The organism is Paenibacillus sp. JT22N12, from assembly GCF_056269365.1.
Genome location: NZ_JBWDNU010000006.1, coordinates 133,470 through 158,296 on the forward strand (window position 1 = coordinate 133,470; position 24,827 = coordinate 158,296).

The 24,827-nt window shown below is 50.4% G+C and carries 18 protein-coding genes; 11 read left to right on the top strand and 7 right to left on the bottom strand.

The window, feature by feature from the left end; all coding sequences use genetic code 11:
* The first annotated feature begins 9 nt into the window (after positions 1-9).
* The 5 genes from AC0YOA_RS22060 (at position 10) to AC0YOA_RS22080 (ending at position 10,435) form a co-directional block, all read left to right on the top strand.
* Positions 10-1,623, top strand: coding sequence for a response regulator (locus AC0YOA_RS22060; RefSeq protein ID WP_475788438.1), 1,614 nt, complete (start codon positions 10-12; stop codon positions 1,621-1,623).
* Between the two features lie 188 nt (positions 1,624-1,811).
* The gene (locus AC0YOA_RS22065) at positions 1,812-2,768 is read left to right on the top strand and encodes an ABC transporter permease (RefSeq protein ID WP_475788439.1); all 957 of its coding nucleotides are present in this window, start codon (positions 1,812-1,814) and stop codon (positions 2,766-2,768) included.
* A gap of 18 nt (positions 2,769-2,786) precedes the next feature.
* The gene (locus AC0YOA_RS22070) at positions 2,787-3,710 is read left to right on the top strand and encodes a carbohydrate ABC transporter permease (RefSeq protein WP_475788440.1); all 924 of its coding nucleotides are present in this window, start codon (positions 2,787-2,789) and stop codon (positions 3,708-3,710) included.
* Between the two features lie 129 nt (positions 3,711-3,839).
* Positions 3,840-5,348 carry an extracellular solute-binding protein gene (locus tag AC0YOA_RS22075; protein WP_475788441.1) on the top strand — a complete coding sequence of 503 codons (1,509 nt, stop codon included), beginning with the start codon at positions 3,840-3,842 and terminating at the stop codon, positions 5,346-5,348.
* 98 nt (positions 5,349-5,446) lie between these two features.
* Complete coding sequence (locus AC0YOA_RS22080; protein WP_475788694.1) at positions 5,447-10,435, top strand: S-layer homology domain-containing protein; 4,989 nt, start codon at positions 5,447-5,449, stop codon at positions 10,433-10,435.
* A gap of 193 nt (positions 10,436-10,628) precedes the next feature.
* On the opposite strand, the gene AC0YOA_RS22085 is transcribed toward AC0YOA_RS22080, so the two are convergent.
* From AC0YOA_RS22085 to AC0YOA_RS22100, 4 genes are all read right to left on the bottom strand, one after another.
* Positions 10,629-11,693 (bottom strand): Gfo/Idh/MocA family protein, encoded by a 1,065-nt coding sequence (locus tag AC0YOA_RS22085; protein ID WP_475788442.1) that lies wholly within the window; start codon positions 11,691-11,693, stop codon positions 10,629-10,631.
* A gap of 25 nt (positions 11,694-11,718) precedes the next feature.
* On the bottom strand, positions 11,719-13,293 hold the full coding sequence (locus AC0YOA_RS22090; protein WP_475788443.1) for an FAD-dependent oxidoreductase: 1,575 nt from the start codon (positions 13,291-13,293) through the stop codon (positions 11,719-11,721).
* A 21-nt stretch (positions 13,294-13,314) separates the two neighbouring features.
* Positions 13,315-14,133, bottom strand: a complete 819-nt coding sequence (locus tag AC0YOA_RS22095) for a sugar phosphate isomerase/epimerase family protein (RefSeq protein ID WP_475788444.1) — start codon at positions 14,131-14,133, stop codon at positions 13,315-13,317.
* Positions 14,134-14,703: 570 nt separating this feature from the next.
* Positions 14,704-15,150: a winged helix-turn-helix transcriptional regulator gene (locus tag AC0YOA_RS22100; protein ID WP_475788445.1), complete on the bottom strand. Its 447-nt coding sequence runs from the start codon at positions 15,148-15,150 to the stop codon at positions 14,704-14,706.
* A gap of 121 nt (positions 15,151-15,271) precedes the next feature.
* Between AC0YOA_RS22100 and AC0YOA_RS22105 the strand changes: the two genes are divergently transcribed.
* Positions 15,272-16,672, top strand: a complete 1,401-nt coding sequence (locus tag AC0YOA_RS22105) for an FAD-dependent oxidoreductase (protein ID WP_475788446.1) — start codon at positions 15,272-15,274, stop codon at positions 16,670-16,672.
* 547 nt (positions 16,673-17,219) lie between these two features.
* Positions 17,220-19,169, top strand: coding sequence for a sensor histidine kinase (locus tag AC0YOA_RS22110; protein ID WP_475788695.1), 1,950 nt, complete (start codon positions 17,220-17,222; stop codon positions 19,167-19,169).
* Between the two features lie 32 nt (positions 19,170-19,201).
* Here the strand turns inward: AC0YOA_RS22110 and AC0YOA_RS22115 are convergent, their stop codons facing one another.
* Entirely contained in the window at positions 19,202-19,852 is a 651-nt protein-coding gene (locus AC0YOA_RS22115) for a response regulator transcription factor (protein WP_475788447.1), read from the bottom strand.
* Between the two features lie 212 nt (positions 19,853-20,064).
* On the opposite strand from AC0YOA_RS22115, the gene AC0YOA_RS22120 reads away from it, so the two are divergent.
* From AC0YOA_RS22120 to AC0YOA_RS22135, 4 genes are all read left to right on the top strand, one after another.
* Complete coding sequence (locus AC0YOA_RS22120) at positions 20,065-21,189, top strand: acyltransferase family protein (RefSeq protein ID WP_475788448.1); 1,125 nt, start codon at positions 20,065-20,067, stop codon at positions 21,187-21,189.
* A gap of 141 nt (positions 21,190-21,330) precedes the next feature.
* Positions 21,331-21,459: a hypothetical protein gene (locus tag AC0YOA_RS22125; protein ID WP_475788449.1), complete on the top strand. Its 129-nt coding sequence runs from the start codon at positions 21,331-21,333 to the stop codon at positions 21,457-21,459.
* A gap of 15 nt (positions 21,460-21,474) precedes the next feature.
* Complete coding sequence (locus tag AC0YOA_RS22130) at positions 21,475-22,062, top strand: NAD(P)H-dependent oxidoreductase (protein WP_475788450.1); 588 nt, start codon at positions 21,475-21,477, stop codon at positions 22,060-22,062.
* 242 nt (positions 22,063-22,304) lie between these two features.
* On the top strand, positions 22,305-22,694 hold the full coding sequence (locus tag AC0YOA_RS22135; RefSeq protein WP_210040050.1) for a VOC family protein: 390 nt from the start codon (positions 22,305-22,307) through the stop codon (positions 22,692-22,694).
* 5 nt (positions 22,695-22,699) lie between these two features.
* On the opposite strand, the gene AC0YOA_RS22140 is transcribed toward AC0YOA_RS22135, so the two are convergent.
* Positions 22,700-23,515, bottom strand: a complete 816-nt coding sequence (locus AC0YOA_RS22140; protein WP_475788451.1) for a DUF6597 domain-containing transcriptional factor — start codon at positions 23,513-23,515, stop codon at positions 22,700-22,702.
* A gap of 193 nt (positions 23,516-23,708) precedes the next feature.
* Positions 23,709-24,719, bottom strand: coding sequence for a fatty acid desaturase family protein (locus AC0YOA_RS22145; protein ID WP_475788452.1), 1,011 nt, complete (start codon positions 24,717-24,719; stop codon positions 23,709-23,711).
* Positions 24,720-24,827 lie beyond the last annotated feature (108 nt).

The window sequence follows — 24,827 nt, forward strand, 5'->3', positions numbered from 1 at the left end:
AGAATCCAGATGAATTTGATGATTGTGGAGGATGAACCGCGCTTGCGCAATGCGCTGGCCCATAACATACGATGGGAGGAACATGGGATTGACCTGACAGGACTGGCATCGAACGGGCTGGAGGCGCTGCAGCTGGTGAAGCGCAATAAACCGGATATCATGATTATCGATGTGCAGATGCCCGAGATGGATGGATTGACCTTGGTCCGCAGGCTGCAGGAGCAGCAGGAAACGAAGTCCTTTATGAAGATGATTATATTGAGCGGACATGATAATTTCGCCTTCGCACAGGATGCGATGGAGCATGGGGTTTCCCGGTATTTGCTGAAGCCGGCAGGCGAAGACGAGATATTGGAGGCGGTTCTCGAAGCCAGGAAGCAGCTCCAGGAAGAGTGGGAGCAGTGGCAGAGCAAGGCGGCGCTGGAGCAGAAGTGGAAGGATCATCTGCCTATCCTGCAAAATAACTTTTTTCAAAATTGGGTCAATGGAAAGCTTACGCCCCTGGAGGCATTAAAGCAAAGCAAGGATTTCTACATTGAATTGAAGGAAGACGACCGGATCGCCGTAGCCGTTGTCGATCTCGATCCGATCCCCGACGATGGCAACCTGCGGTTCACTCCTCAAGACAGGCCGCTGCTGCAATTTACGATGCAATGCATGGCAAACGAGTTATTATCCCATCCATCCTGCTGGGTCAGTACGGACGCCGACCATCATCTGCTGCTCGTGTTCATCGCGGAAGCCGTTCAGTCTTCCAATGAAGCGATGCTTTTCTTTAATTCGGCGGTCGTCAAGCTGTTATCCCAGACGAAGGCTGTGCTCAAGCTTACAGCAAGCGCCGGCATCTGCTCCTCCGCAGGAAGCCTGGAGGAGATGGAGCTGCTCTATGCGCAAGCATGCAGGGCACTCCAGGAGCGGATGGTGTACGGACCTGATATTGCGATCCCGTATCGGGAGGTGCCTGAGCGCAGCCCGCATACTCAGTTGGCTCATCAAAGCCTGGAGAAGACATTGGAAATCGCCCTGGAAACCGCTGATGAGCATAAAGCGATGGAAGCATTGGCCGGTTTGTGGGAGGTAGGGGTTAAACAATTCGAATCGGCAGATGAAGTGCATGAAGCGGTGCTGTACCTGAGCAGCTTGTTTGTGCGAATCATTCAGAAGCAAGGCTGGATGGTGAGAGATGTGGTCGGGGATGACTTCATCTATTTTCAAAATCTGAAGCTGCTTCAAACACAAGTGCAGACCTGGTCATGGTTAGCGCGCATTGTAAGGCATATCACCACATTCAGGCATAATCAACGGAGGACGACCAGCAATCAAATGGTAAGAGAGATTCTGACGATACTGGACCAGGAAATCGACCAGGAAATAACGCTGCATACCGTTGCAGATCGGCTGTATGTCAATTCATCTTATCTAAGCCGGCTGTTCAAGCAGGAGATGGGGGTTGCCTTCTCCGCTTATGTGCTGGAGCGCAAGATGGAGCGGGCCAAGGCCATTTTGCTGGAAGGACTAAAGGTATATGACGCGGCCAGCCTGGTTGGCTACCGCGACGTCAGTTATTTTACCAAAGTGTTCCGGAAATACTGGGGCGTAAACCCCGGCGAATGTAAACCTTAATCGCCGGATATAAACCTGAATCCCGCTTCGACAGAGGGGTTCAGTTTTTTTTTCGATGCCTGCGCCAGTCCGGAAATCCGAGAAACTAAACATCAGATTACCAGAAATAGTAATGACACTCGCCTACTCATTGTTGTGATCGGAGTCTACAATTTGAAGTACAACACCACTAAAAAAGGGGGATTAATATGAAGCCTGCGACAGATAAGCTGACGCCAACCCGTCCCCGCCGGAGTTATTGGATGCGGCTGTGGTCGGATATATGGCGGGAATGGGATCTGTACTTATTGCTGGTCCCTGGCATTTTGTTTATTCTGCTGTTCAAGTATACGCCAATGTACGGGATTATTATTGCCTTCAAGGATTTCAATATTTTCACCGGTTTTGCTGACAGTCCCTGGGTAGGAGGCAAGCATTTTGAGAAATTGTTTACTTCGCCTGATTTTGCTCTTGTATTCAAAAATACGGTGATCATCAGCCTGCTGAAAATCGGCATTTTGTTTCCTCTGCCCATCATTGTCGCACTGATGCTCAATGAGATGCGTCATGTCCTCTTCAAACGAACGGTACAGACCGTCATCTATCTGCCTCACTTCTTGTCATGGGTTATTGTCGGCGGACTGTTCATCGACCTCTTGTCGACGAACGGAGGAATTGTAAACAAGCTTCTGGCCGCCATGAACCTGGAGCCCATCTCTTTCTTTCTCGACAACAGCTATTTCCGCAGCGTACTGGTCGCTTCAGCGGGTTGGAAGGAGACGGGATGGAGCACCATTGTCTACCTGGCGGCTTTTTCCAACATTGATCCCATGCTCTACGAGGCTTCCAAAATCGATGGAGCAGGGCGGCTGAAGCAGCTGTGGCATATCACCCTGCCGGGGATCGCGCCCATTATCATCCTGATGTTTATTTTACGCCTTGGCAACATTCTGGAGGCAGGCACCGAGCAGATTCTGGTTATGTACAATCCAGTCGTATACAAGGTATCGGATGTTATCGGCTCTTATGTGTACCGGATGGGTCTGGGCAATCAGGATTACAGCTTCACAACGGCGGTCGGCATGTTCGAAGCTGTGATTTCATTTACGCTCGTCATCACCGGCAATGCCTTAAGCAGAAAATATCTGCAGCGTGGAATCTGGTAAACAGGAGGAGGAAAACGCATGAACAGCCGTTCGGCAGTCAAACAAGGAAGAGCAGCGGCCCAAAACGGGGAGATTAAAAGCTCATTAGCGGAAAAGGCTTTTGCCATCTTTAATTATATCTTTTTTGTCCTGATGGGAATCACGACGCTGCTTCCCTTCGTCAATCTGATCGCCAAATCCTTCAGCAGCGAAGAGGCTGTGATTTCGGGGAGGGTAGGCTTGCTGCCGGTAGGCTTTCAGTATGGCACATACGGCTATGTCCTGCAGGATGAGATGTTTCTTAATTCCTTGAAAATATCGGTTCTCTTGACGGTAACGGGTACGATTCTCAGCTTACTTCTGACGACAATCACAGCGTATCCGTTATCCAAGCTCAGGCTGAGGGGCAGAAAATGGCTGCTGCTGATGTTTATTTTCACGATGCTCTTCAGCGGCGGGCTGATTCCCACTTATCTGCTCATGAATAATCTGAATCTGGTCAATACGTTCCCGGTGTTGTTCCTGCCCGCAATGGTGAACGTCTTCAATATGCTGATCATCAAAAACTATTTCGAAGGACTGCCCGAATCGCTGGAGGAATCAGCCAAGCTGGACGGAGCGGGAAACATCCGGATATTAACATCCATTATCCTTCCCCTGTCGATGCCGGTGCTTGCCACGATTGCCTTGTTCTTTGCCGTCGCCTTCTGGAACGATTATTTCACCTCTATGATCTACATCTCAAATCCGGCGTTGAAGCCGCTGCAGCTGTATTTGAAGGAGCTGTTCGTGTCCTCGGGAGGAGAGTTTCTTAAGGATAATGTGGATGCGGCATTGAATACCACTCCCCAATCCATCCAGGCGTCTTCGATCCTGTTGGCCACGATTCCGATCCTGCTCGTCTACCCCTTCCTGCAAAAATATTTTGTAAAAGGCGTTCTGGTAGGCTCGGTCAAGGGTTGATTCTGATTAGCTTAAGGATGGTGATGCCGCTCTTATAGCAGCTTGGCTGGCCTGTTGAGTCAGGTAAGACGATATTGAAGAAGTTATTCTTTAATTACTTAAGAGTCTATCATTCAAGGAGGTTCAAGCATGATGAAGAAATCAGCACGCCTTGCCCTTATTCTCGGATTAAGTCTGGCTGTCGCCGGCTGCAGCGGTTCTCCGAATCCAGACCCTGCTGCCACTCCCGCCGCAGGGAATAACGAAGGGGACACTAATAGTCAGCAGGAAGGAACGAAACCAGGTCTCCGCATGATTATGCAGTACAGCTTATTCGATCCAAACAAAGAGTACACCGGCCAATACATCAAGGAAAAAACGGGATATGACATTGAATATGAAATGCTGCCTGCTGAGAATGCGGATGAAAAACTGAATCTGCTAGTGGCCGGCAATGAAAGCTTCGACCTCATGAAGCTGAACGCTGCCCAGTTCTATAATCTGGCTACAGCCGGAGCTCTTGAGCCGATTGACGAGCTGCTTAAAGAACATGGGAATTATATTAATCAGGCCATCAAGCCCGAATCATGGGGGAGCGCAACGATTGACGGCAAGATCTATGCGCTGCCGGAGGCGGGAGCAGGCGTCAGTATTGGGGAGGAGCTGGTTATCAGGCAGGATTGGCTCGATGAGCTTGGCCTCGAAATCCCTTCCAATACGGATGAACTGTACACGGTGCTCAAGACGATCAAGGAGAAGAAAAAGATTATTCCGCTTACAGGCAGCAAAGATTCGATCTATGGGGATATCGCCGCAGCCTTCGGCGTGCTCACGGACTGGAAGGTAGTGGACGGCAAAATTGTCCATAAAGCCGAGCAGCCGGAGATGAAGGAATTTCTCGCTTATATGAACAAATTGTACAGTGAGGGTTTAGTGGATACGGAAATGCCTCTTAATACAGCCGCCAAAGCCATTGAGAAATTTTCCGGCGGGCAGGCCGCCGTCTACAAACTGGCCTGGTGGAATGCAGGCAATACGATTAATGCGCTCAGCAAGAATTTCCCTGAAGCGACTGTATCCGTCATCCCGTACTTGAAGAACAAGGAGGGAAAAGCGTCTATTGGAGCAGTCGCCAATACCACCTGGTTCATTGCCATTCCCAAAGCCTCCAAGCATAAAGAGGATGCTATGGAGCTGTTGAACGCCAAGCTTGAGCCGGAGACCTTCAAGGGAATGGCGATCGGTATCGAAGGTGTCCATCATGAGGTCAAGGATGGAAAATATTATCCGATATTGCCTAAATTCAACGATGATCTGAACAATGCCAGCGCATTCATGACCGGGGTGGATGAAGAGAATTATCCTGTTTATTGGCAGGCGCGCGTACGCAAAGACCCTGTGCTCCAGGCCTACTATGAAGATTTTCAGAAGAACTCGGAAGGAATCGTCGTTGTCGATCCTATGTCCCTGGCTCCGCCTATCGAAGCGATATCCAAAAACACACTGAAGCTGAACAAGCTGCTGGATGACAATGTATTGAAATTTATTGCCGGCTCCGAGCCTCTGGACAGCTATGATCAATTCCTGGCTCAGTGGCGCGCTGAGGGAGGCGCTGATATGGTTAGTAGCGCCAATGAATGGTACCAATCGACGAAATAATACGATTTTGGAAGCAAGCAGTTGCAAAAAGCGCAGCTGCTTTTTTCTGAAAGGATCGCCAGGCAAGATTGATGAGAAGGGTGGAAAACCATTTGAACATGAGGATCTTGAGAAGATTGCCGATTGTCCTTATTCTCTCTATATTTGCGACCTTCTTGGCACCTGTTGTTGTCCCTGCATCAGCAGCGGAAGAACCAACTCTTGAGTCGGTTATGACAGACCAGGAGCAAGAGCCCGGCCTGGAGCCGGACCACGGGCAAGGGCCTGTGCAGGACTCGGAAGCCGCGGAAGTTCCGGTGCAGGATGCGGATCCCGGGCAAGTGCCTGATCCAGATGCGGATCCGGGGCAAGAGCCTGATCCGGACGCGGATCCGGGGCAAGAGCCTGATCCGGGCACGGATCCCGGGCAGGAGCCTGATCCGGACGCGGATCCGGGGCAAGAGCCTGATCCGGGCACGGACCCCGGGCAGGAGCTTGATCCGGACGCGGATCCGGGGCAAGAGCCTGATCCGGGCACGGATCCCGGGCAAGTGCCTGATCCGGGCACGGACCCCGGGCAGGAGCCTGATCCGGACGCGGACCCCGGGCAGGAGTCTGATCCGGGCACGGACCCCGGGCAGGAGCCTGATCCGGATGCGGACCCCGGGCAAGAGCCTGATCCAGGCACGGACCCCGGGCAGGAGCCTGATCCGGGCACGGATCCCGGGCAAGAGCCTGATCCGGACGCGAATCCCGGGCAAGAACCTGATCCGGACGCGGATCCCGGGCAAGGACCTGATCCGGACGCGAATCCCGGGCAAGGACCTGATCCGGATGCGGATCCCGGGCAAGAGCCCGATCCGGGCACGGATCCGGGATTGGAACCCGAGCTGCATCTAACGACGCCATCAGGTACGACTGTGATGGCACCCGTTTTCGAGGTGAGCGGATATGTGTACAACTATACGGAGGAGCTGGATATGAAGCTGACCATTAATGATAAGGAAACGGTGGTTACAGCAGGCGGCAGCTTTCGTTTAAACGTGTTCCTTGCCCCAGGTGCCAACACATTGGCAGTCAAGCTAATGGTAGCAGAAGCGGAGCTTGCCCTGATCTCTCTGGCTGTTACGTACGATAATTCGCAGCAGAGCGGCGATTATATCGAGGTGGAGGCAGCTCCGGCCGATATTAGCATCTCCATCGAAGGTCCGCGCAAGAAGCTCGATTATATCGATACCGATGTAACAGGAATCAGCAATGTCGTATCATTATTCACTCGGGATTATGGCGAAGCCATCACTGTGCCTCAATACAATGTTGCGGTTCAGGTGGACGCGGGCAGCAGGGTGCTGCAGGTGGTCAACCCATCCGTCAACGGCGGCGCGCCTGTGTGGACAGGTCCGACTGAATTGCTCATCCCGGAAGACGGCTATGTGTTGATGGCGCAGGATGACAGTTATACCAGTAATGATATCAAGCGTTATTTGGCCACTAACTTCAAGGCGGGAGATATCATCAAACTGCGCAAGAACGGCGAGGTGGTGCCTGTCAGAGATGTGATGAACGGCAATGGCTTGATCGCCCGCCTGTCACTGGCTAACAACCCGATGTATACGGTGGTCGACAATCAAACGATAATATCGGGAGAAATACTTAACATCGACGATCCAGAGGCTACTGTATTATCGGTTAATGAAACACAAGTCCCCTTCGAGATGGACGGAAGCTTCTCATATACTCATATTCTGACACCAGGCACGAACTATATCGATGTGAAAGTAGAAAAGAATGGTATCGAGCAGGATTTACGCCACCTGGTTGTCTTCAGCAGACCGGATTTCACATCGGAGAAAGAGGTTATCCTGTGGGTGGATCAGGCTTCGAACGCGAGAAAGCTGCAATCCAGTGAGCAGGTTTATGAATTTCTGAAAAAAGCGAAGGATAATGGCACCACCTCCGTTGTCTTTGATGTTAAGGGCGTGGAGGGTTATGCCTCATATAAGAAAAATGACTTGACAGGACGCCCATACGTCAGTGAAATCACAGCTCCGGAGAAAGCCGGCTCCAATCCGGATCTGGATTTGCTGGAGGAATTCATCACCTATGGACACGAGCTGGGATTAAAAATCCATGCTGCCGTGAATGTATTCGCCGAAGGATCTATTGCCCATAACGAATTCGCCATCCTGGATGATCATCTGGATTGGGAGGAACGGGTTCACTACGCCGAGAACAATGGAGAGATCAAGCGGCTCCGGGAGAGTGCCAAGCAGGGATTAGTGGCTTTTGTCAATCCCGCCAACGATGAGGTAAGGGAATACGAGCTCAAAACCTTTGAAGAAATTATAAAAAATTATCAGGTGGACGGCGTCGTCCATGACCGCAGCCGGTATGACAATGAAGGGGCTGACTTCAGCGAAGAGACCCGGGCGAAATTCGAGAGCTTCCTGCAGAGCAGAGGCAAACAGCTTGCGAATTGGCCAACAGATGTCTATGGATTTGCAGGAAACGTTCGGGTGGACGGACCGTTGATTCAGGATTGGTGGGAGTTTCGCTCCGGCACAATCAAGAGCTTCTTCAAGGAAGTGAAGGACCTGACAGAATCCTATGAGAGCTCAACAGGAAGAACCATTCAGGTCTCCTCCTATGTGGGATCCTGGTACGAAACCTATTATCTGAACGGCGTCAACTGGGGCAGCACCAACTTTAGGTTTGATCCCAGGCTGGGGATTGGCAATGAATCGCTTTATACACCGGAATATTATCAAACGGCCTATATCGAGTACCTGGATTTCCTGATGATCGGCGCCTATCAAACGACAAGTCAGGAAATCGAGAAATACATTACATTGGGCAATATAGCGACTAACGGTGAAATTCCGCTGTATGCAGGAATCGCTTTGACTAATGTGCAAATTCCGGCTATGCAGCGGGAGGTATTCCAGGCGGGCCTTAAGAATACGAATGGATTAATGCTATTCGACGCCTCTCAGGTTAACTGGCCGATGGTTTCGGCTGCGCTCAGGGATGAAGAATATGTCAAGGATTATCAATTGGGGATGAGTCTGCCTGACAGCCCTGAATCGTTCCTGGAAGGCAATTATTATGATGTCAACCGGATCGAAGGAAATATCAATGTGCTGACAGAAGCATTCGGATACTCCACGGGAACGAACCAATTCGGCGTTGAGGTCGTGGTTAACGACTCCGGGGAGGTAACCCGGGTGGTTAACCGGAACCAGGCGATCAATTGGAGCTGGGGAGTTCCGGAGATGAATAATAGTGTGATCCCGTCTGGCGGATTCGTCATTACGACACTCGACCCGTCAGGTATTCGAACAAACAGGCAGCTCGTGGCTAATGCCTATGATGAAGGGGATCAGGTGCGGGCCGCCGTTCTGAGTGGATTGCAGGATGATGAAGGGCGGGAAACCGGCAGCAGCCAATTGGAAATTGAAGGCCATGTCGATGTACTGGGTCCGGGTGTAGCGTCAGTTAAACTAAACGGGCAATCCGCATCGGTAGAGGAGAACGGCTCCTTCACAGCCACTATTCCGCTGTCAGTAGGGATCAACGGGATAACGATCGATGTTTACGTGGATGAGCTGAAAACCAATACCAAAACCTTGGAGATCGTTCGAACGGACTCGTCACCGGGCGATGATGGTTCAGTGCCGGAGACACCGGAGACTCCTGAAACGCCGGAAACGCCTGAAACGCCTGAAACACCTGAAACACCTGAAACACCTGAAACACCTGAAACACCTGAAACACCTGAAACACCTGAAACACCTGAAACACCTGAAACGCCAGAAATACCGGAAACGCCAAATACACCAGTTACACCAAACACGCCAGTCGTACCCGATAAAGCTGCAGCCCCGGCTGAACGCTTGTCGGCAACGTATGAAGCGGCATCAAACGGGCAATTCCTGACAGATGCAGATGTCAATCTGGAGCTTATGCTGAAGGAAATCGAACAGCTGCAGCAGTTGAATATCTCTGACCAGATATTGGATTACTCCATTCAAGAGGTGGAGGATGTGCTCTTGATTAATCTCCCGGTAAGCGGATTAGATAAAGCATTGGCGGCTCTGCCAAAAGGCAGAATGGTTATCAGCTCTCCGCTGGGCCGCTTCGAAGTGCCGCTGGCTGGACTGCAGGCAGGTCTTGCTGCAGCCAAACCTGCAGAGATGCTCCAAATAAGAATCGGCAAGCTGCCCGATGAGGAGGAGGAGCAAATCAACCGCCGGCTCAGGATGGAGGGGGCATCTAAGCTTGGCTACAGCGTTAATATCAGTCTGGTATGGGAGCAAGGCGGCGTAGAGCAGCATGTTACCAGCCTGGATGGCGCCAAAGCCGGATTTACCTTTCATTTATCCGCGCAAGCCGATCCTTCTCTTACGTCAGCGTTATCGCATGACCCGGCAGAAGGGAAAAGCCGCTTCATTCCTGCTTTGGTCGAGCAGGCAGAGGGTGGGAATTCCGATGTGCGGTTGATATTATCCGAGCTGGGTCTGTTCTCTGTGGCTAGCTCAGAGAAGACATTTGATGATATGGGCGGCCACTGGGCAAGCAATGAGGTAAGTCTGCTGGCTTCCAAACGAATCATCGAGGGAACAGATGATCTTCACTTTACGCCGAATGAGCCGATCACCCGTGCCCAATTCACCACGCTATTGGTCCGTGCGTTAGGCTGGAGGGATGGGGAGAAGCAAACGACATTCGGCGATGTAAACCGGGATGCCTGGTACGCAGGAGCAGTAGGGACTGCTGCCGCAAGGGGACTTGTAGAGGGTATCAACGACAAAGAGTTCCGGCCCAATGAGCCGATAACACGCGAACAATTAAGCGTCCTGCTGCTGCGTGCTTTGCAAATGACAGGAATGGAGCAGGAGGCAGGAAATCTGCTCGAGATCCTGCAGCGCTACCAGGATCGAGAAGCCATCGCAGCGTGGTCTGAATCAGCGGTTGCTGCTGTTACCGATATGGGAATCATGGAAGGACGCTCTGCTGCGGGCTTCGTGCCCAAGGGTTCAGCAACACGGGCCGAAGCCGCTGTTGTACTGATGAGAATGCTCCAGCACGCAGGGTATATCAACCGTTAGATAACGATAAGATGAGAAAAAAGATGACTTCTGATTAATTAATCAGAAGTCATCTTTTTTTAATTAACAGAAAGTATAAAATTTGGCCGATACTTTTCTGATATTTTTGAGGAAAGAAACTTACCATGCCGCTTAAGGACGTCGCTTCTTATTATTTATGCTTCTTTCTATGACCTTATACGATCCATAAGTTCTAGGAGAAGTAAATTTCTTGGCCCAGCTCGCTTGATTCATAAATGCCGCATAAGATCTTCATCATCTCCACACCGTCCTCTACGGGGCTTAAGGTCGGTTTTTTGCCTTGGCAGACCTCAATGAAATAATTCATCTCATCCTGAAAGCCCGCTGCAAAGTCAAAGGTCAGGCTGTCGATCTGAGGGGTGCTGTTCAAAATCGTATCATGCTTCTCTGTAATGAACGCAAGCTCCGGCTCGAGCTCTACGCCGCCCTGTTCCCCGTAAAGCTTGACCGTCAGCTCATCCTCCTTGGCATGAAGCGTGAAGCTGACATCAACCAGGAGAGATGCCCCGTTATCAAAGCGGATAAGCGCATTGGCCATATCCTCCACCGAATTGTGCTCCGCGTCGTAATCCGCGGCTTTGTAAGATTTCAGATTCTGGACATTGGAGCGGTTGCCCAGCTTCTTGTACGTATTGCCGCTGATTGACCTCACCTTGGGCCGGCCCATGAGGTACCAGCATAAATCGATCACATGAACGCCAACATCGATCAAAGGACCGCCTCCGGAACGTTCCAGGTCGGAGAACCATCCTCCGGGGTTGCCCAATTTCCGGATACAGGATGCTTTGGCATAATAGATGGGTCCGATGTCGCCCCCATCCATGAAGGCTTTGACGATACGTGTATTGGATGCGTATCTGCGGACGAATCCGACCTGAAGTATCTTGCCGGAAGCTTGAACCGCCTGCTGAACGGCAAGGGCTTCCCGCACGTTCCTGCAGAGCGGCTTCTCTACCAATACATGCTTGCCTGCCTGCAGGGCGGCGATGCTGATCTCCGCGTGGGAGTTATTCCAGGTGCAGATATTGACGGCATCAATCTCGGGATTCGCCAGCAGTTCCTTATAGTCGGAATAAACGTTGGGAATATTGTACTTCCCGGCTTTGGCCTGTGCGCGCCCGATCTGCAGGTCGCAGATGGCATGGAGTGTCGCTTCAGCGTGATTGTGATAGGAGCGCAAATGCATCTCCGAGATGGTCCCGGCACCTATCACGCCTATTTTTATAGGATTGCTCATCGTCAGCACCTCATTCTTATAGTGGTCAGACCGCGTGAATGGAAGGCCATTCCAGCTCGATGCCTTCCTGAATCAGCCTGTTTTGAAAGCTCGCAAGCTCTTTCCCGCTGCTGCGTATGTCAGTTGGATTGACATTATGATCCAGGCAGTAACTGGCGCAATATCCTGCCGCTTCCCCGATATTCCACTCCACCGGATGCAGCCGGTAGCAGCCATTGGTAATGTGGGTTACGCCAATGTTTTTACCTGCCGCCAAGACATTGCTCACCCGTTTGGGTATCAGGCTGCCGAGCGGAATCTGGAAGGGGAGAGAGGATATATCAATATAGGACTGACCGCCTGTACTCGGATGCAGATCAATGCGGTAGCTGCCGATGCCGATTGAATCATGGAACTTTTCGGCCAGGCCTTCCGGGCGGCATGCAGCGGCCACATGCTGCTCAAGAACGGTGAATTGAGCCTGTATTCGCCGGGATTCACGAATATAGGGATACATCGCCAAGCCATCTGCCGTACCGACCACATCGGGCCGCAGCCGAAGTCCGGGATATCCCGCTTTGCCGTCCGGCCGCGGTGCAGCCGTCTGCAGCCAATAGAGCAGAGAGAGGCTGAGCTGCTTGGCTTGATGCAAATGACGGGCCCGCTCTTCTTCGCTGACGTCAATTATCGGCCCCAACCAATAATCGTTTTGCGGCCAGTTCACTAGCGATATCGAGCCTGGATACGTTCCTGCGCGAAAATGCTGTTGATCCGCTATTTGACGGTAAAGAAACAGGGGGAATTTATCGGTATCCGCGAATAGCCCGTATTGGATGGGCTCCAGAGTGGAAGGTTTTATTCCGCTCAGACTCAGCAGCCGATCCGGCCAGAAATCGGGCTTGTAATCCCGCCAAAACTCATAAAGCTCAGGCTTGGCAATGGTATAATCTTCGCCATCCCGGTAATCCATGGCAAAGCAGCTGGTGAAGCCCTGCATATTCATGGGTTGCGGCGGGCCCTCAACCGCATGGGGCTCACCGGTCTGGGCAACGGATTCCGCTCCGGTCACATACTCTATTCCGGCCAGGGGCAGCAAATCGCCGCATTCCGTCGCATCCGCATAGATGGAAGCGAGCAAAACCAGCTGATCGCCGGTATCCAGGCACTTTACGGTAACCGAACGGATCTGGTCTCCCGTTGTCTCTGCTTCCACAAGCACATGACGATACAGAATCTGCAGCTGCCCGCTGTGGATATACGGGGCCAGCATGCCATGCAGGACAGCGACGGCCGCCCGCGGTTCATGGGAAATGCGGCTGACGATGCCGCTGCCAGGATTCAGATGAGGTAGCGCTCTTGCCTCGGCAGTAAGAGGAAAAAACTGCCGGTAATATTGACGGATACCGTCACGGAACTGCCGATAACTTCGTGTACAGCCAAATGATTCAATCCACCGGTGCTCGTCGGGAGGCACGGCCTGACTCGTCAATTGACCGCCGATCCACAAGGTTTCTTCCGTCATGATGACGGTTTTTCCCGATTTTGCCGCAGCCAGCGCAGCCGCAGTGCCTCCGGTTCCCCCTCCGATAATGATGATGTCGGCATGGAATTCGCGTTTCATTTTTGCCATTCTCCCTTATGATTATTTGATAGAGTTGAAATACGCGAAGCTATCGAGGATTCCTTGCACTTCACTGCCCAAGCCTTCATATTCAAGGACAAAGGCCCCCTGATACCCATGCTCGCGCAAGCGGTTCACAATTTTTTTGACCTCAACCTCGCCTTTACCCAGCGCAATTCCTTCATAGGCTTGGCCGCCAAGAGACATGTAGCGCCCGTTTATATCCGGGTAGAAATCCTTGACATGAACATGGGCAATAAGAGGCAGCAGCACTTCAAGCGCTTGTGAAGGATGCTCGCCGACCAGAAGGAAATTGCCGGTATCGAAGGTGGAACGAAGTGCGGGGGAACCGACACGGTCGATGATCTTCTGAACCTGCTCACCGTTGCCGGCCAGCTTGCCGTGATTTTCGAGGCCAAGCACCATTCCGGCAAGCTCTGCCTGCCGGGCGGCCTCAGACAACCCATCCACAATCCAATCCAGCGCCGTCTCATAATTGATGCTTCCGCTGAGATTGCCGGAGAACACTCGAATCATCGAGGTGCCAAGTGCTTGGGCCGTTGGGAAAGCCTCCGTTATTTGTTTTAATGCGGCTGAACGTTCCACAGGTGATTCATTCACAAAGTCGTTGGCTACGGCGTAGCTCACCACCGTAATTCCATTGTCCCGGATATAGTCCAATACCTGCGGGAGCTCCTGCTCTATGTCCCGCCAAAACACATTTAACAGCTCCACGCGCCTGATACCTTCCACGGAACAGAAGGATAAGAAGTCCATCACGGTCCAGCCTTGTTCTCTCACCGTACGGTGGACACTCCACATACTCAACGACAATTCCATCCTGACATTCCTCCACTTCTTATTCAATTCAATGAATCATGTACGGACCTATCCTCATTGTAGAAGCTGGCACGAGGAAAAAGTAGGGTAGGAGGATGACCTTTTATGGTAATATGATGCGTTTATTGATGATGGCAGCCGCAGCCGCGCACGGACAGAACGCCTCTTCCGGATCCAAGGCTTGCTTATCACAAGCTGTTGTCCGAGCGGACACAAGGCGCGAGAATATCGAATCGTAGGAAGGAACGGCACGGCTGTCACCGTCCTCTGGCGGCAAAGTTAGTTTCTTCTTCAAAAATATCAGAAAAGGCGAGCCAAATTTTACACTTCTTTCTAAAATTTATTTCAATGAAAAATGGCCGCCCCGGGGAAGGCGACCAAAATTGGTCTGTACGATAATCTCGATGCTTATCAGCAATTTTATCAGTTGAAAGTACCTAGGCTGGCTATGTCCAACACGCCGAATCCGTCTCGTTTTAGTCCGGAACTATTTCTTTCGTTTGTAATAGGGGCTAATGCCGCTGTTTCTTCTTGTCTAATGTCCAAGATCGCTTGGCAAATTATCGTCGCTTACGCTCTGCTGACTGGCATGTGTTCGACGGGTGTGACTTCTATGTCCGTTACATTGCGTTCACAATGCGGGCAGTAATAGGAAATGTTGATCTCCTCGCCGCAGGAGCGGTGAATAATCCGCTTATAGCAGGTTTCCAAATGATCTTTGCCCCACAGGATGATGGCGTTCATGACGTTGTCCAGCGCTTGTCCGCTTGGCGTCAAACCATATTCGTAGCGCGGGGGATGCGCAGAGTAAAGGCGGGAAATAATAAGTCCATCTTCTTCCAGCATGCGGAGCCGCTCCGAAAGAATACTTGTGGAAAGCCCATTAAGGGCATGCTTCATGTCATTGAATGTACGCGTTCCGATCATGATTTCATGGATAATCAGCAGCGTCCAACGGTCGCCGATCATATTCAGCGTTTCGGCGATATTGCACTCTAAATCATAGACTTTTTTCATCCGGGTGATCCCGCCTTCCTTGATATCAGAAAGTATAACATAGCCCGATTAAGTTTCATATAAGAACTGAGTTGTTTTTTAGAACTTTCTTTTGTATAGTATACACGTAGCAAATTTGGAGGTGTTCGTTATAATAGATCAACAAACAGACGCGTTAATCATCGGGTTTGGGAAGGGCGGCAAGACGCTGGCGCCTTTTCTGTCAAAGCAAGGCTGGAGCGTAACGGTGGTCGAGCAATCCGCGGCTATGTATGGGGGAACCTGCATTAATATCGGCTGTATTCCGACCAAATCGCTGGTTCATTCGGCGGAAAATGCCGCCGCTCGCGGTTACGCCGATTTCGCCGGGAAACAGAGCGCTTTTGAGGAAGCATGGCGGACCAAAGAAGAGCTGGTCGCGTTCCTGCGCAGCAAAAATCAGGAAAATATCGAGAATCACCCTGGTATCCAATTGATTACCGGACATGCATCATTCCTTTCGCCCCACGAGGTATTGGTTGAAATCCAAGGAATGGAACCCGTCACGATCACGGCGAAGCATATTTTCATCAACACCGGCGCGCAACCGTTCATGCCGGCAATCGAAGGAGCGGACGCCAGCAAGCGCGTTTATAACAGCACAACCTTGCTTGGCCTGAATAAGCTCCCCCGGCGGTTGGCCATTATCGGCAGTGGATATATTGGCCTGGAGTTCGCCTCTATGTACGCCAATTTCGGTGCCGAGGTCACGGTTTTCGAGAGAGGAGCGGAGTTCTTGAAGCGGGCAGACCCGGATGTTCGCGAAGAGATCAAACATGTCCTGGAAGCAAAAGGCATTCGTTTCCGCCTCTCGACCCGCGTAAAGAACATAAAGGACAACGACGGTGCGACGGTCATTACGCTGATCAACGGCGAGGGACAGATCGAACAGGCAGAGGTCGACGCCGTGCTAATTGCAACCGGCCGAAAACCGAATACGGATTCGCTTGCGCTTGATCGCGCCGGCGTGGCTGTTACAGACAAAGGGTTTATCGCGGTCGACGATACGCTTCGTACCAATGTGCCTCATATTTGGGCGATTGGGGACGTCAATGGCGGACCGCAGTTCACTTACATTTCACTCGATGATTACCGCATCATCAGAAATCAATTATTCGGCGACGGTTCCCGCTCGCGGCAGGATCGCAAGAACATCCCGCAATCCGTCTTTATTACACCGGTATTCGCGCAGGTAGGATTATCGGAAGAAGAAGCGCGGAAAGCAGGCTACCAGATCAAGGTGGCCAAACTTGCGGCAGGGGCATCGACTCGGGCCAGAATATTGAAAAACACGGACGGCATGGTCAAAGCCGTTGTCAATGCGGCCAACGGCCAAATTTTGGGATGCACGCTGTTCTGTGTGGAAGCGGGAGAATTGATCAACCTGGTTGCCTTGGCGATGGACGGCAATCAACCTTATACGTATTTGAGGGACCGGATCTACACGCATCCTGGCATGGCCGAGATCTTCAACGACTTGTTCGCACTAATCGATCAAGCATGAAACCAATAGGTGCATGGAACGAAAGACAACATTCATGGCGATGCCTGGCAGACGAGCTAGACAATAACAGTTTGCAAAAAAGAGCTGCGGATACCGCGGCTTTTTTGATTTGATGAATTGAGATAACAACATGCATCCATCATTGAAATCCGGAACGGCAGGGAAAACCAGGAAGCAAATCGGCATGACAAAACAAACTTTTCAACTTCATATGAAGGATATGAGCTAAAATAGTGTTAAAAAGGCCTCATCTTGATCTCATTCGGAAGTTATGGGATAACGAGCATGGTTATTACAGGAAAATTGTTAAAAACGCCATGTAGGGGAGAGCAGGGGGGATTGTACGGGCCAACAGGAAGTGGCGTTGTGCTGCCGCTGCGTCCGGCATTTTGGAATAACCCGCAACTTTTCTCCATATCCATCGTCTGAAGGTTTTATATGCAGGAATATCCTGGAACAAACTAGCAGGCTCCGGATTCACAGCAGACGATTATGGGCAGCAAGCGGATTGAGAACATGGAGCGGCATAAGGAGAACAGATGTGACGATGTTGAAAACGATGGCGAAGATATCAGGAGCGGCGCTCCTCCTCTTCGGGATGAACGGTCTGATCAACTATACACTGTTGAAGCCGCTCGACGGCGGGGCGAAGGTGTTCAACCAGTTTCGCCACCATCTGGACGATGCCATATTCGTCCTGCTGTTTGTTTTCGTAGCGTTCATCTTCTGGGCGATGTTCGCCGTTCTCAATCAGGAGCGCGGCTATCTTTATCTTGGGCTCATCTCGTTCTTGACATCGCTTCAGCTGTTTGCGGAATGGGATGATAAAGTGTTGTTGTTCGGGCCTTTCCCGGAAATTCCATACAACTCGCTGGCCATCAAAAGCGGAGTTGCGTTCTTGTCCTTCGCTTTTGTCTCTTATCTGCTGGGAACCTCAAATAGACCCTTCGTCCGCCTGCTGCTCTGGGCGGGAGGACTTCTTTGGGCCGTCATTGCGGCAGCCTCGCTGCTGCCTGTCGGCGAATCTATGCTCATTGTCCTGAGCCGGCTGTTCCTGGGTTTTGTTTTCCTGAACATGGCACTTTGCATATCGCAATTTTTGACCCTGCTGCGAAGCAAGGCGAATCAGGCGGAGCTAAGGTTAATTGCGTCCGGATTCGTCTTGTTTGCGCTGGTCCTGCTGCCTGATCCGGGAAAAGATTTGCTGGAGGATATTGCCGGGCGAAATCTCGGATACCGCCTGGTGTATTGGGAGCAATGCCTGGAGGATACATTCCCTTGGGCTCTGCTGGCGCTGTTGACCGTGTTTGGGGTACTGTTTTTCCGCCGGTTCATCCAGACGCTTAAGGATAATAGAGCCATCGCCGACGAGCTCCGAGCGAAAAACACCTCCCTGGAGCAGGAAGTTGATACCCGGCAGCGGCTGGATCAACTGTTGTCCGTACTGCTTCGGACTTACCGGGTCGCCGATTTGGAGCAAAGCGTCATCCGGGAAGGGCAGCGATATTTCCAGCCGCATGCGTTTATGCTGGTGAAGTACGATGAAGCGAAAGATTTTGTCCAATTCGAGGGAAAGGCTGCTCCTCCCTCCCGGGAAGAGGATATTCGCGGGATGCTGAGATCAACAGGGAACCGGATGTCCGCTGGCGAGGCGATTGTCGCTCCTGCGATGGTTTTGGGATCGGCGGGCGGAACTGACGGGATAAGGCTTTATTTGGCCGTTTGCTCGTCAGATGGCGGTCCGATCCTGGTAGATGAACGGGATAAGTTCGCTTTATTGCTCATGTCCAAATACGTATCGATCTTTTATGAATATTTTCAATTGCTTGAGAGCCGGCTAAGGGAAATGGAGCAGCGGCAAGCGGATCGGTCGCCATGGTTATCCAAGCTGTTTATGCAAATAGCAGAGAAGGAGCGGAAGCGTCTGGCCTCCGATCTTCATGACGAAGTGCTGCAGGAATTGCTTCATATCCGCCGGACCTTTGAACGAATGCCCGCCGGACAATGGCTGAACGAGGACAATGAGCAGATACGTCTGGGTCTCGATAATGCCGAGTTCATGATCCGGGAAACATGCCGGGAGCTCATGCCGTCGTTTTTGTCCGATCATGGCGTGCTGCACGCGGTTTCCAGGCTGGAGGAGAAAACCCGGCTGCGGGTTGATTTCCAGCTGGAATTCCATGGATTGCCGTTAACCGCTTCTCTCAGCGACGAGCAAACCACGGCGGTCTACAGAGTCGTGCAGGAACTGATTAACAATGCGGTCAAGCATTCGGAAGCATCCAGAGTCATAATGGAGATCGGGCAGGAGGAAAGCGATCTATATATCCGGTATGAGGATGACGGCAAAGGCATGGAGACCGGTATCGATTTTTCTTCCATGAACCGTTTTGGATTAAGGGGCATTGCGGAGCGGATCCACATGGCAGGAGGGGAAGTGTCGGTGCAGTCTGAGCCCGGTCAAGGGGTCAAGGTCCATTGTTCTGTGCCGGTCTGATGCGATGAATTGTTATTAGCACGGCAAACAGGCTATAAGTCCATGTTCAGCCATTTCAGCTTGATGCCCTTCATGACGGCCTCCTGACGGGAGGTCACACCCAATTTTCCGAACAGATGCGAGATCAGATATTCGACATTGCGCTGGCTCATGAAAAGCCGGTCCGCAATGTCTTTATTTTTATGTCCCTGAGCAATCAGCTTCAAGACGGCCAATTCTTTGTCCGATAACGTCCGGTTCGCTCCCCCGGAATCCACTCCTGGGTCGGAGAGGCGGCTTTCTTTGGTTCTCAGCTGCCTGGCGAGATGGACTGGCAGAACCGTTAATTGCTGAATAGCTAATTGAAGACTGGCGATAAATTCCCTCTCGCCAAGAGATTTCTCCAGAATGCCGGTTACACCAATCTCGATCAGCCGGTCGTAATGCTCCGAGATGTCTTCACCGGTCAATATGACGATTGTCGCTTCCGGATGGCGCTGCAGAGCTGCTTCGGTTAATTCGAAACCGTTCATCTCCGGCAGCTTCAGATCAAATACGAACAGATCAAAAACAGATTGTTCCATCAGGTCCATCGCAAATGCACCGCTTGATGCGGTCGTCACGCGAAAGCCGTTTTTTTCGAGAATGATGGCCGTTCCGGCCAAGAAGGTCCGGTGGTCGTCAACCAACAAAATATGGGTCACAATCGATCCCCCCAAACTACTTTCCTAGTGAATGAATGATTTTATTATACTATACCGGCAGCTCCTCGGCACCGCAATCGTCCGCAGTGAGAACGAAAGGAATGCCCCCCGGTACCGAAGCTCGATTTGCGCGGTTTCTCCTCTTTCTTTCGGTGAGCTTACTATGACTCCCGTGTTATTGTTGGTGCATGAGAACGAAAGGGGATGCAAAAATGGAGAAGAGATTGATCTATCTGGACCGCTTGAAAGTTTTTTTGACGGTGCTGGTCGTACTCCACCATACGGCAATTACTTATGGCGGTTCGGGAGGCTGGTTTTATTACGAGCATCAGGACAATGTTGTGGTGAATACACTGCTTACGATATTTACGGCTGTCAACCAATCGTTTTTTATGGGGCTGTTCTTTTTTATTTCCGGTTTTGTGACGCCCGCTTCCTATGACCACCAAGGGGGAGGCAGATTCCTTAAGGCACGCCTGTTCCGGTTCGGAATTCCGTTGTTGTTCTATATGCTGGTTATTGCTCCGCTTCTCGGATATGTTGCGAATGGGCATAAAGGTTCACTGGGCATATATATGAAAGAGGAGATCATCCCTCATCCGCTTCGAGGTTTGATTGAATTTGAAGTAGGGCCGCTGTGGTATTTGGTTGCGCTGCTGCTGTTCTTCGTCATCTATTCCGGTTTTCGTAAGATAACCGCAGGCAAGCCTCTCCGTAAACCTCCCGCACTGACACCGCGGCTTATAGCAGGTTATCTTGTAATCGTCATGGCTGCAAATTTTATCGTGCGCTTGGCATACCCCGTTGGAACTGAAGTGCTGCATTTGCAATTGGCATATTTTCCGGCCTATATCGGCTTGTTCATGGCGGGCGTTGCGGCCAATCGCGGAAATTGGCTGCAGCAGCTTACCGAAGACGCCGCCCGGAAGTGGAGGGGGATCGTCATTTTGCTGATCGTCTTGTTTCCTGCAGGGATGGCGTTCGGAGGAGCATTGGAGGGCGACATATCCCAATTCATGGGGGGAATGAGCTGGCAAGCGGCCTTTTATGCAATAATCGATCCGCTGCTTGGTTTGGGGATCTCCTATGTGCTTCTGGTATGGTTCCGCAAACGATGGAACAGCGCGGCAGCTATTTATACCGGATGGCTTTCCTCCAACGCTTTTCTCGTTTATATCATTCATGCGCTGTTTGTGACCTACGTGTCCTTTGCGCTTCGTTCCTTGGATTGGCATCCGATCGTAAAATTTGTATTGGTCGGCTGTGCCGCCGTCATTCTCTCCTACACGGCAGCATCGCTCATCCGCAGGATCCCCGGCATCAAAAGGGTGGTTTGAGATCACAGTTGTTTGATTTTTTAGTCATAATAGCAATCGATAAGAAACGGCTTCATACGCCATACGATATAATTGAATCAGAATGGCCTCCTATACGTTCCCAGCAGCAAGCTTTCGGATCAAAGGAGGAATGAACATGCCATGACTCAAAGAAGCAGCGAATGCGGCAGTCCTTATAGTGTCGGATCGGGCAGCGCCATTACTGGCGCCATCGCCAACTTGACCTGCGGCGAAATCGTAGACAGACTCGTCGAAAACATTTCAAAATGACAAGGAGACCTTAAAATGAAGCATCTTATAGTCTTTGCCCATCCAAAAACTGAAAGTTTTAACCACGCGATATTGGAAACCGCAGCCGCTGCATTAATAAAAAACGGCCATGAGGTTATTGTGCGTGATCTGTATGCACTCCATTTCCAGCCTGTGCTAAAGTCAGAAGATTCAATTGCGATGAGAGCCGGGCAAACACCGCAGGATATTAAAACGGAACAAGAATTTATCACGCAAGCGGAAGTTATTACATTTATTTATCCTATTTGGTGGACGGGACTTCCCGCGATCCTTAAAGGTTATGTTGACCGCGTGTTCTCTTACGGCTTTGCCTATAGTGTTGGTGAACAAGGTATCGATAAGATGCTGACAGGCAAGAAGGGATTTATTATCAACACACATGCTACTCCCCTGGAAATTTACGATACGATTGGGATGACCGCCGGATTGAAAATTACGTCTGATATTGGCATCTTGGACTTCGTTGGTATTGAACCTGTGGGACATTTATTTTTTGGCAGCATAGGAAACCTCGATGGGGATGGATATAAAGGGTTGTTACAGGAAGTTGAAGATACGATTCATTCATTATTTCCAAAATAATTCAGTGCACGGAACACTTTAGTTCCTGCTTCGCCTACCCACACTCATTTCTTCTTTGTATATACGGCTGATCATAGTCTATCAGCAAGCCTGCATCCCCATCATGTTCCCTTACTCTGCTCCCTTACAATATTTTTATCGCGTTTTTACAATACCGTGTTCCCCTGATTTTGTTAAATTGGGCATAGGAAACCTTTTTACCCCCGGGTTAGCCGCAATATATACAGAAAGGTAGTGGAACAATGAAATTATCCCAAGTCAGACTGCTGGTAAACGATTTTCACGAAAATGTAGCCTTTTACAAAGATGTCATGGAGATTCCAATGGGTTTTTCCGCAGAGGAGATGCAGTTCGCATCGTTTAATACCGGCGAAACCAAAATCGAAATCTTTTCCCGTCAAAATATCGTTGAAGTGCTCGATGAAAACCATCTTCCAACCGGCACAGAATCACAGTCGAAATTTTTACTCGCATTTGCCGTCGATGATGTGGACGAGGTGTGCGCCCGTTTGAAAGAAAAAGGGGTGGAACTCCTTAATGAACCTCATGACCGGCAGGCATGGAATGCAAGGGTTGCCCATTTACGCGATCCGGAAGGCAATGTGATCGAACTCTATAAACACCCGCTTTAACAGCCTTAGTCCGGCTTTGGTTCATTTAACAATCTCGTGTAGATTTCCGGGGATGTTCCTACGATAGATTTGAAATCATGAATGAAATGAGCCTGATCGTAATAGCCGAGCTCCAAAGCAAGCCTTGACCAGTCGGGAATCTTGCCATCGTCCATTTTCTCGACCGCTTCGTGAAGCCGGTAGCGTTGAATGATCCATTTGGGGCTGACCCCCACATACTGACGGAATAAGAGCTGAAACTGCCTTTTGCTAACAGGAAAGCGGCGCACAATATCATCCACTTTGATGATGCTTCTATCGGAGATGATCGTTTGAACGACGGTATTAATGAGATCGACATTGGTGTCCCGTTCAGGGAGCCGTTCCCGAATAAATGATTCTGCAAGAGGAATCATCTGCTCTGCGGTCTCCTGGGAAAAAAGCCGCTGCTCCAGCGCCTGGCTGCTCATTCCATAGATTTCCCGGAAAGGCACCATGCGGTCCGTCAGGGTTGAAACGGAATTGTTCAGAAAGGGATAATAAGCTCCAGGCAGGAATTTGACGCCGAAGACCGCTCCTTGCTCTTGGAGAAGCACTGAAAATCTCCCTTTAAAAACGCCCACAATTCGCGAATTGTCTCTTTCAAACACCAGATGAACGGAAGGATGAGGCAGGGTTTCTTGAAGATGCGGTTCCTGCCCCCGAAGATCCCAGCGGACAATCCAGTAATGCTCAATGAAAGGAATAAGATCGGTGGAGGGGGAGTACCGGGAAGCTGAAAATTTGGGATTTTCCTTATTTACGTGTAATAGTCCAACGGGTTTTCCGGGTTTCAATTCCATCAAAGATCTCTCCAGTATCGAGCAGTTTGGGTGCAGCATTACAAATACTATAGCATAGCTGCAGCCAGGTACCTTGATTGAAATGAATCCTTTGCTGTCGTACAACAAGGCTGCCCGCGAAACCCGGCAGCCTTGTTGTACGAATTGGAGGGAATAAGAATCCAAATAGAGTATGGTGGGTTACGCTTCCTCATTATCTGCCTTTTAATTTATTCCAAAACGGAATGCGGCCTTGAATATCGTCAATAACGGAAGAAAAGCCCGGGGCAAGCGACAGGAAAAAACCGGTGCAATGATGTGCCTTCTGGTATTCGGAATCTTCCATCAGAACAAGATGCGCCTTTTTGATATTGTAATGGGGTATGGCAGGGAAAAGATGATGAACCAAATGATAAGAATTGCGGTGAGGATGAAGAAGCGCCCGTTCAAACCAATTTCCAAAGGAGTTCCTTGTCGCAAACATTTCCTTATCGTTTTCCAGGCCAGCGTGTTCGGCCATCTCAGCCCAATATTTCAGTATTTGCAGCGTCGTCATAAAAGGAATGACCCAAAAAAGTATAAGCTCCAGCCAAAACCCGAAAAAGATGGAGCAGAATATGATCAATGCCCAATATACAGCCCGCACAATGTTGTCGAAACGCGTTTCCTCTTTGGAATACATCGTTACTTTGATCATGCCGCTTAAATAGCGGGGAACATGAACCAAGGTCAAGGGTCTCAGACAATGACGGAGAAAAAATTCCATCCTGCTCTTCGGAGGATTATCCAACCCAACCAATTTATACCGGATTTTATCGGGGTCAATATCGCTCCACAAGTATTTGTGATGGGTCATATGACCCTTAATGTAAGCTCGATAGGAAATCATGATGGGATAAGCTGCAAATAAGCATGCGATCCATTTGTTTAATTTGTGGTTTTTAAAAAGCATATTGTGACTGGATTCATGCATCATAATATCCAGACCACGCATACGGCTTCCAATGATAGTAATGCTGATGAGATACATCCAAATCGTCGGTTTTAAATAAAATAGGGCGATAACCGCCGAGATGATCAGCCAGTCCAGTCCTATGGCGAAGTAATTGTACCAATTATTCTGCTGCTGCAGCTCGCGTATATGGCTGCGTATTTCGGGCGAAAAACGATATTTTTCCAATTCATGATGCTCTGTTCCTTCTAAACGGCTTGCTGCGTCGCTCATTATTGTTGCCCTCCTTAATAACTTGAGTCTTGCAAAAACGTTACGAAAAGTCTTGTAAGTGTTTGTAAAACAGAGAGGTTATAGGAGAAAAAACAAGCAGTAATAATT

What these genes read in the sequence shown, in the direction of transcription:
- AC0YOA_RS22085 (WP_475788442.1), bottom strand. Translation starts at nt 11,693, where the DNA reads ATGAGCAATCCTATAAAAATAGGCGTGATAGGTGCCGGGACCATCTCG.
- AC0YOA_RS22100 (WP_475788445.1), bottom strand. Translation starts at nt 15,150, where the DNA reads ATGAAAAAAGTCTATGATTTAGAGTGCAATATCGCCGAAACGCTGAAT.
- AC0YOA_RS22135 (WP_210040050.1), top strand. Translation starts at nt 22,305, where the DNA reads ATGAAATTATCCCAAGTCAGACTGCTGGTAAACGATTTTCACGAAAAT.
- AC0YOA_RS22140 (WP_475788451.1), bottom strand. Translation starts at nt 23,515, where the DNA reads ATGGAATTGAAACCCGGAAAACCCGTTGGACTATTACACGTAAATAAG.
- AC0YOA_RS22075 (WP_475788441.1), top strand. Translation starts at nt 3,840, where the DNA reads ATGATGAAGAAATCAGCACGCCTTGCCCTTATTCTCGGATTAAGTCTG.
- AC0YOA_RS22060 (WP_475788438.1), top strand. Translation starts at nt 10, where the DNA reads ATGAATTTGATGATTGTGGAGGATGAACCGCGCTTGCGCAATGCGCTG.
- AC0YOA_RS22095 (WP_475788444.1), bottom strand. Translation starts at nt 14,133, where the DNA reads ATGGAATTGTCGTTGAGTATGTGGAGTGTCCACCGTACGGTGAGAGAA.
- AC0YOA_RS22110 (WP_475788695.1), top strand. Translation starts at nt 17,220, where the DNA reads ATGTTGAAAACGATGGCGAAGATATCAGGAGCGGCGCTCCTCCTCTTC.
- AC0YOA_RS22130 (WP_475788450.1), top strand. Translation starts at nt 21,475, where the DNA reads ATGAAGCATCTTATAGTCTTTGCCCATCCAAAAACTGAAAGTTTTAAC.
- AC0YOA_RS22125 (WP_475788449.1), top strand. Translation starts at nt 21,331, where the DNA reads ATGACTCAAAGAAGCAGCGAATGCGGCAGTCCTTATAGTGTCGGATCG.
- AC0YOA_RS22120 (WP_475788448.1), top strand. Translation starts at nt 20,065, where the DNA reads ATGGAGAAGAGATTGATCTATCTGGACCGCTTGAAAGTTTTTTTGACG.
- AC0YOA_RS22070 (WP_475788440.1), top strand. Translation starts at nt 2,787, where the DNA reads ATGAACAGCCGTTCGGCAGTCAAACAAGGAAGAGCAGCGGCCCAAAAC.
- AC0YOA_RS22145 (WP_475788452.1), bottom strand. Translation starts at nt 24,719, where the DNA reads ATGAGCGACGCAGCAAGCCGTTTAGAAGGAACAGAGCATCATGAATTG.
- AC0YOA_RS22080 (WP_475788694.1), top strand. Translation starts at nt 5,447, where the DNA reads ATGAGGATCTTGAGAAGATTGCCGATTGTCCTTATTCTCTCTATATTT.
- AC0YOA_RS22065 (WP_475788439.1), top strand. Translation starts at nt 1,812, where the DNA reads ATGAAGCCTGCGACAGATAAGCTGACGCCAACCCGTCCCCGCCGGAGT.
- AC0YOA_RS22090 (WP_475788443.1), bottom strand. Translation starts at nt 13,293, where the DNA reads ATGAAACGCGAATTCCATGCCGACATCATCATTATCGGAGGGGGAACC.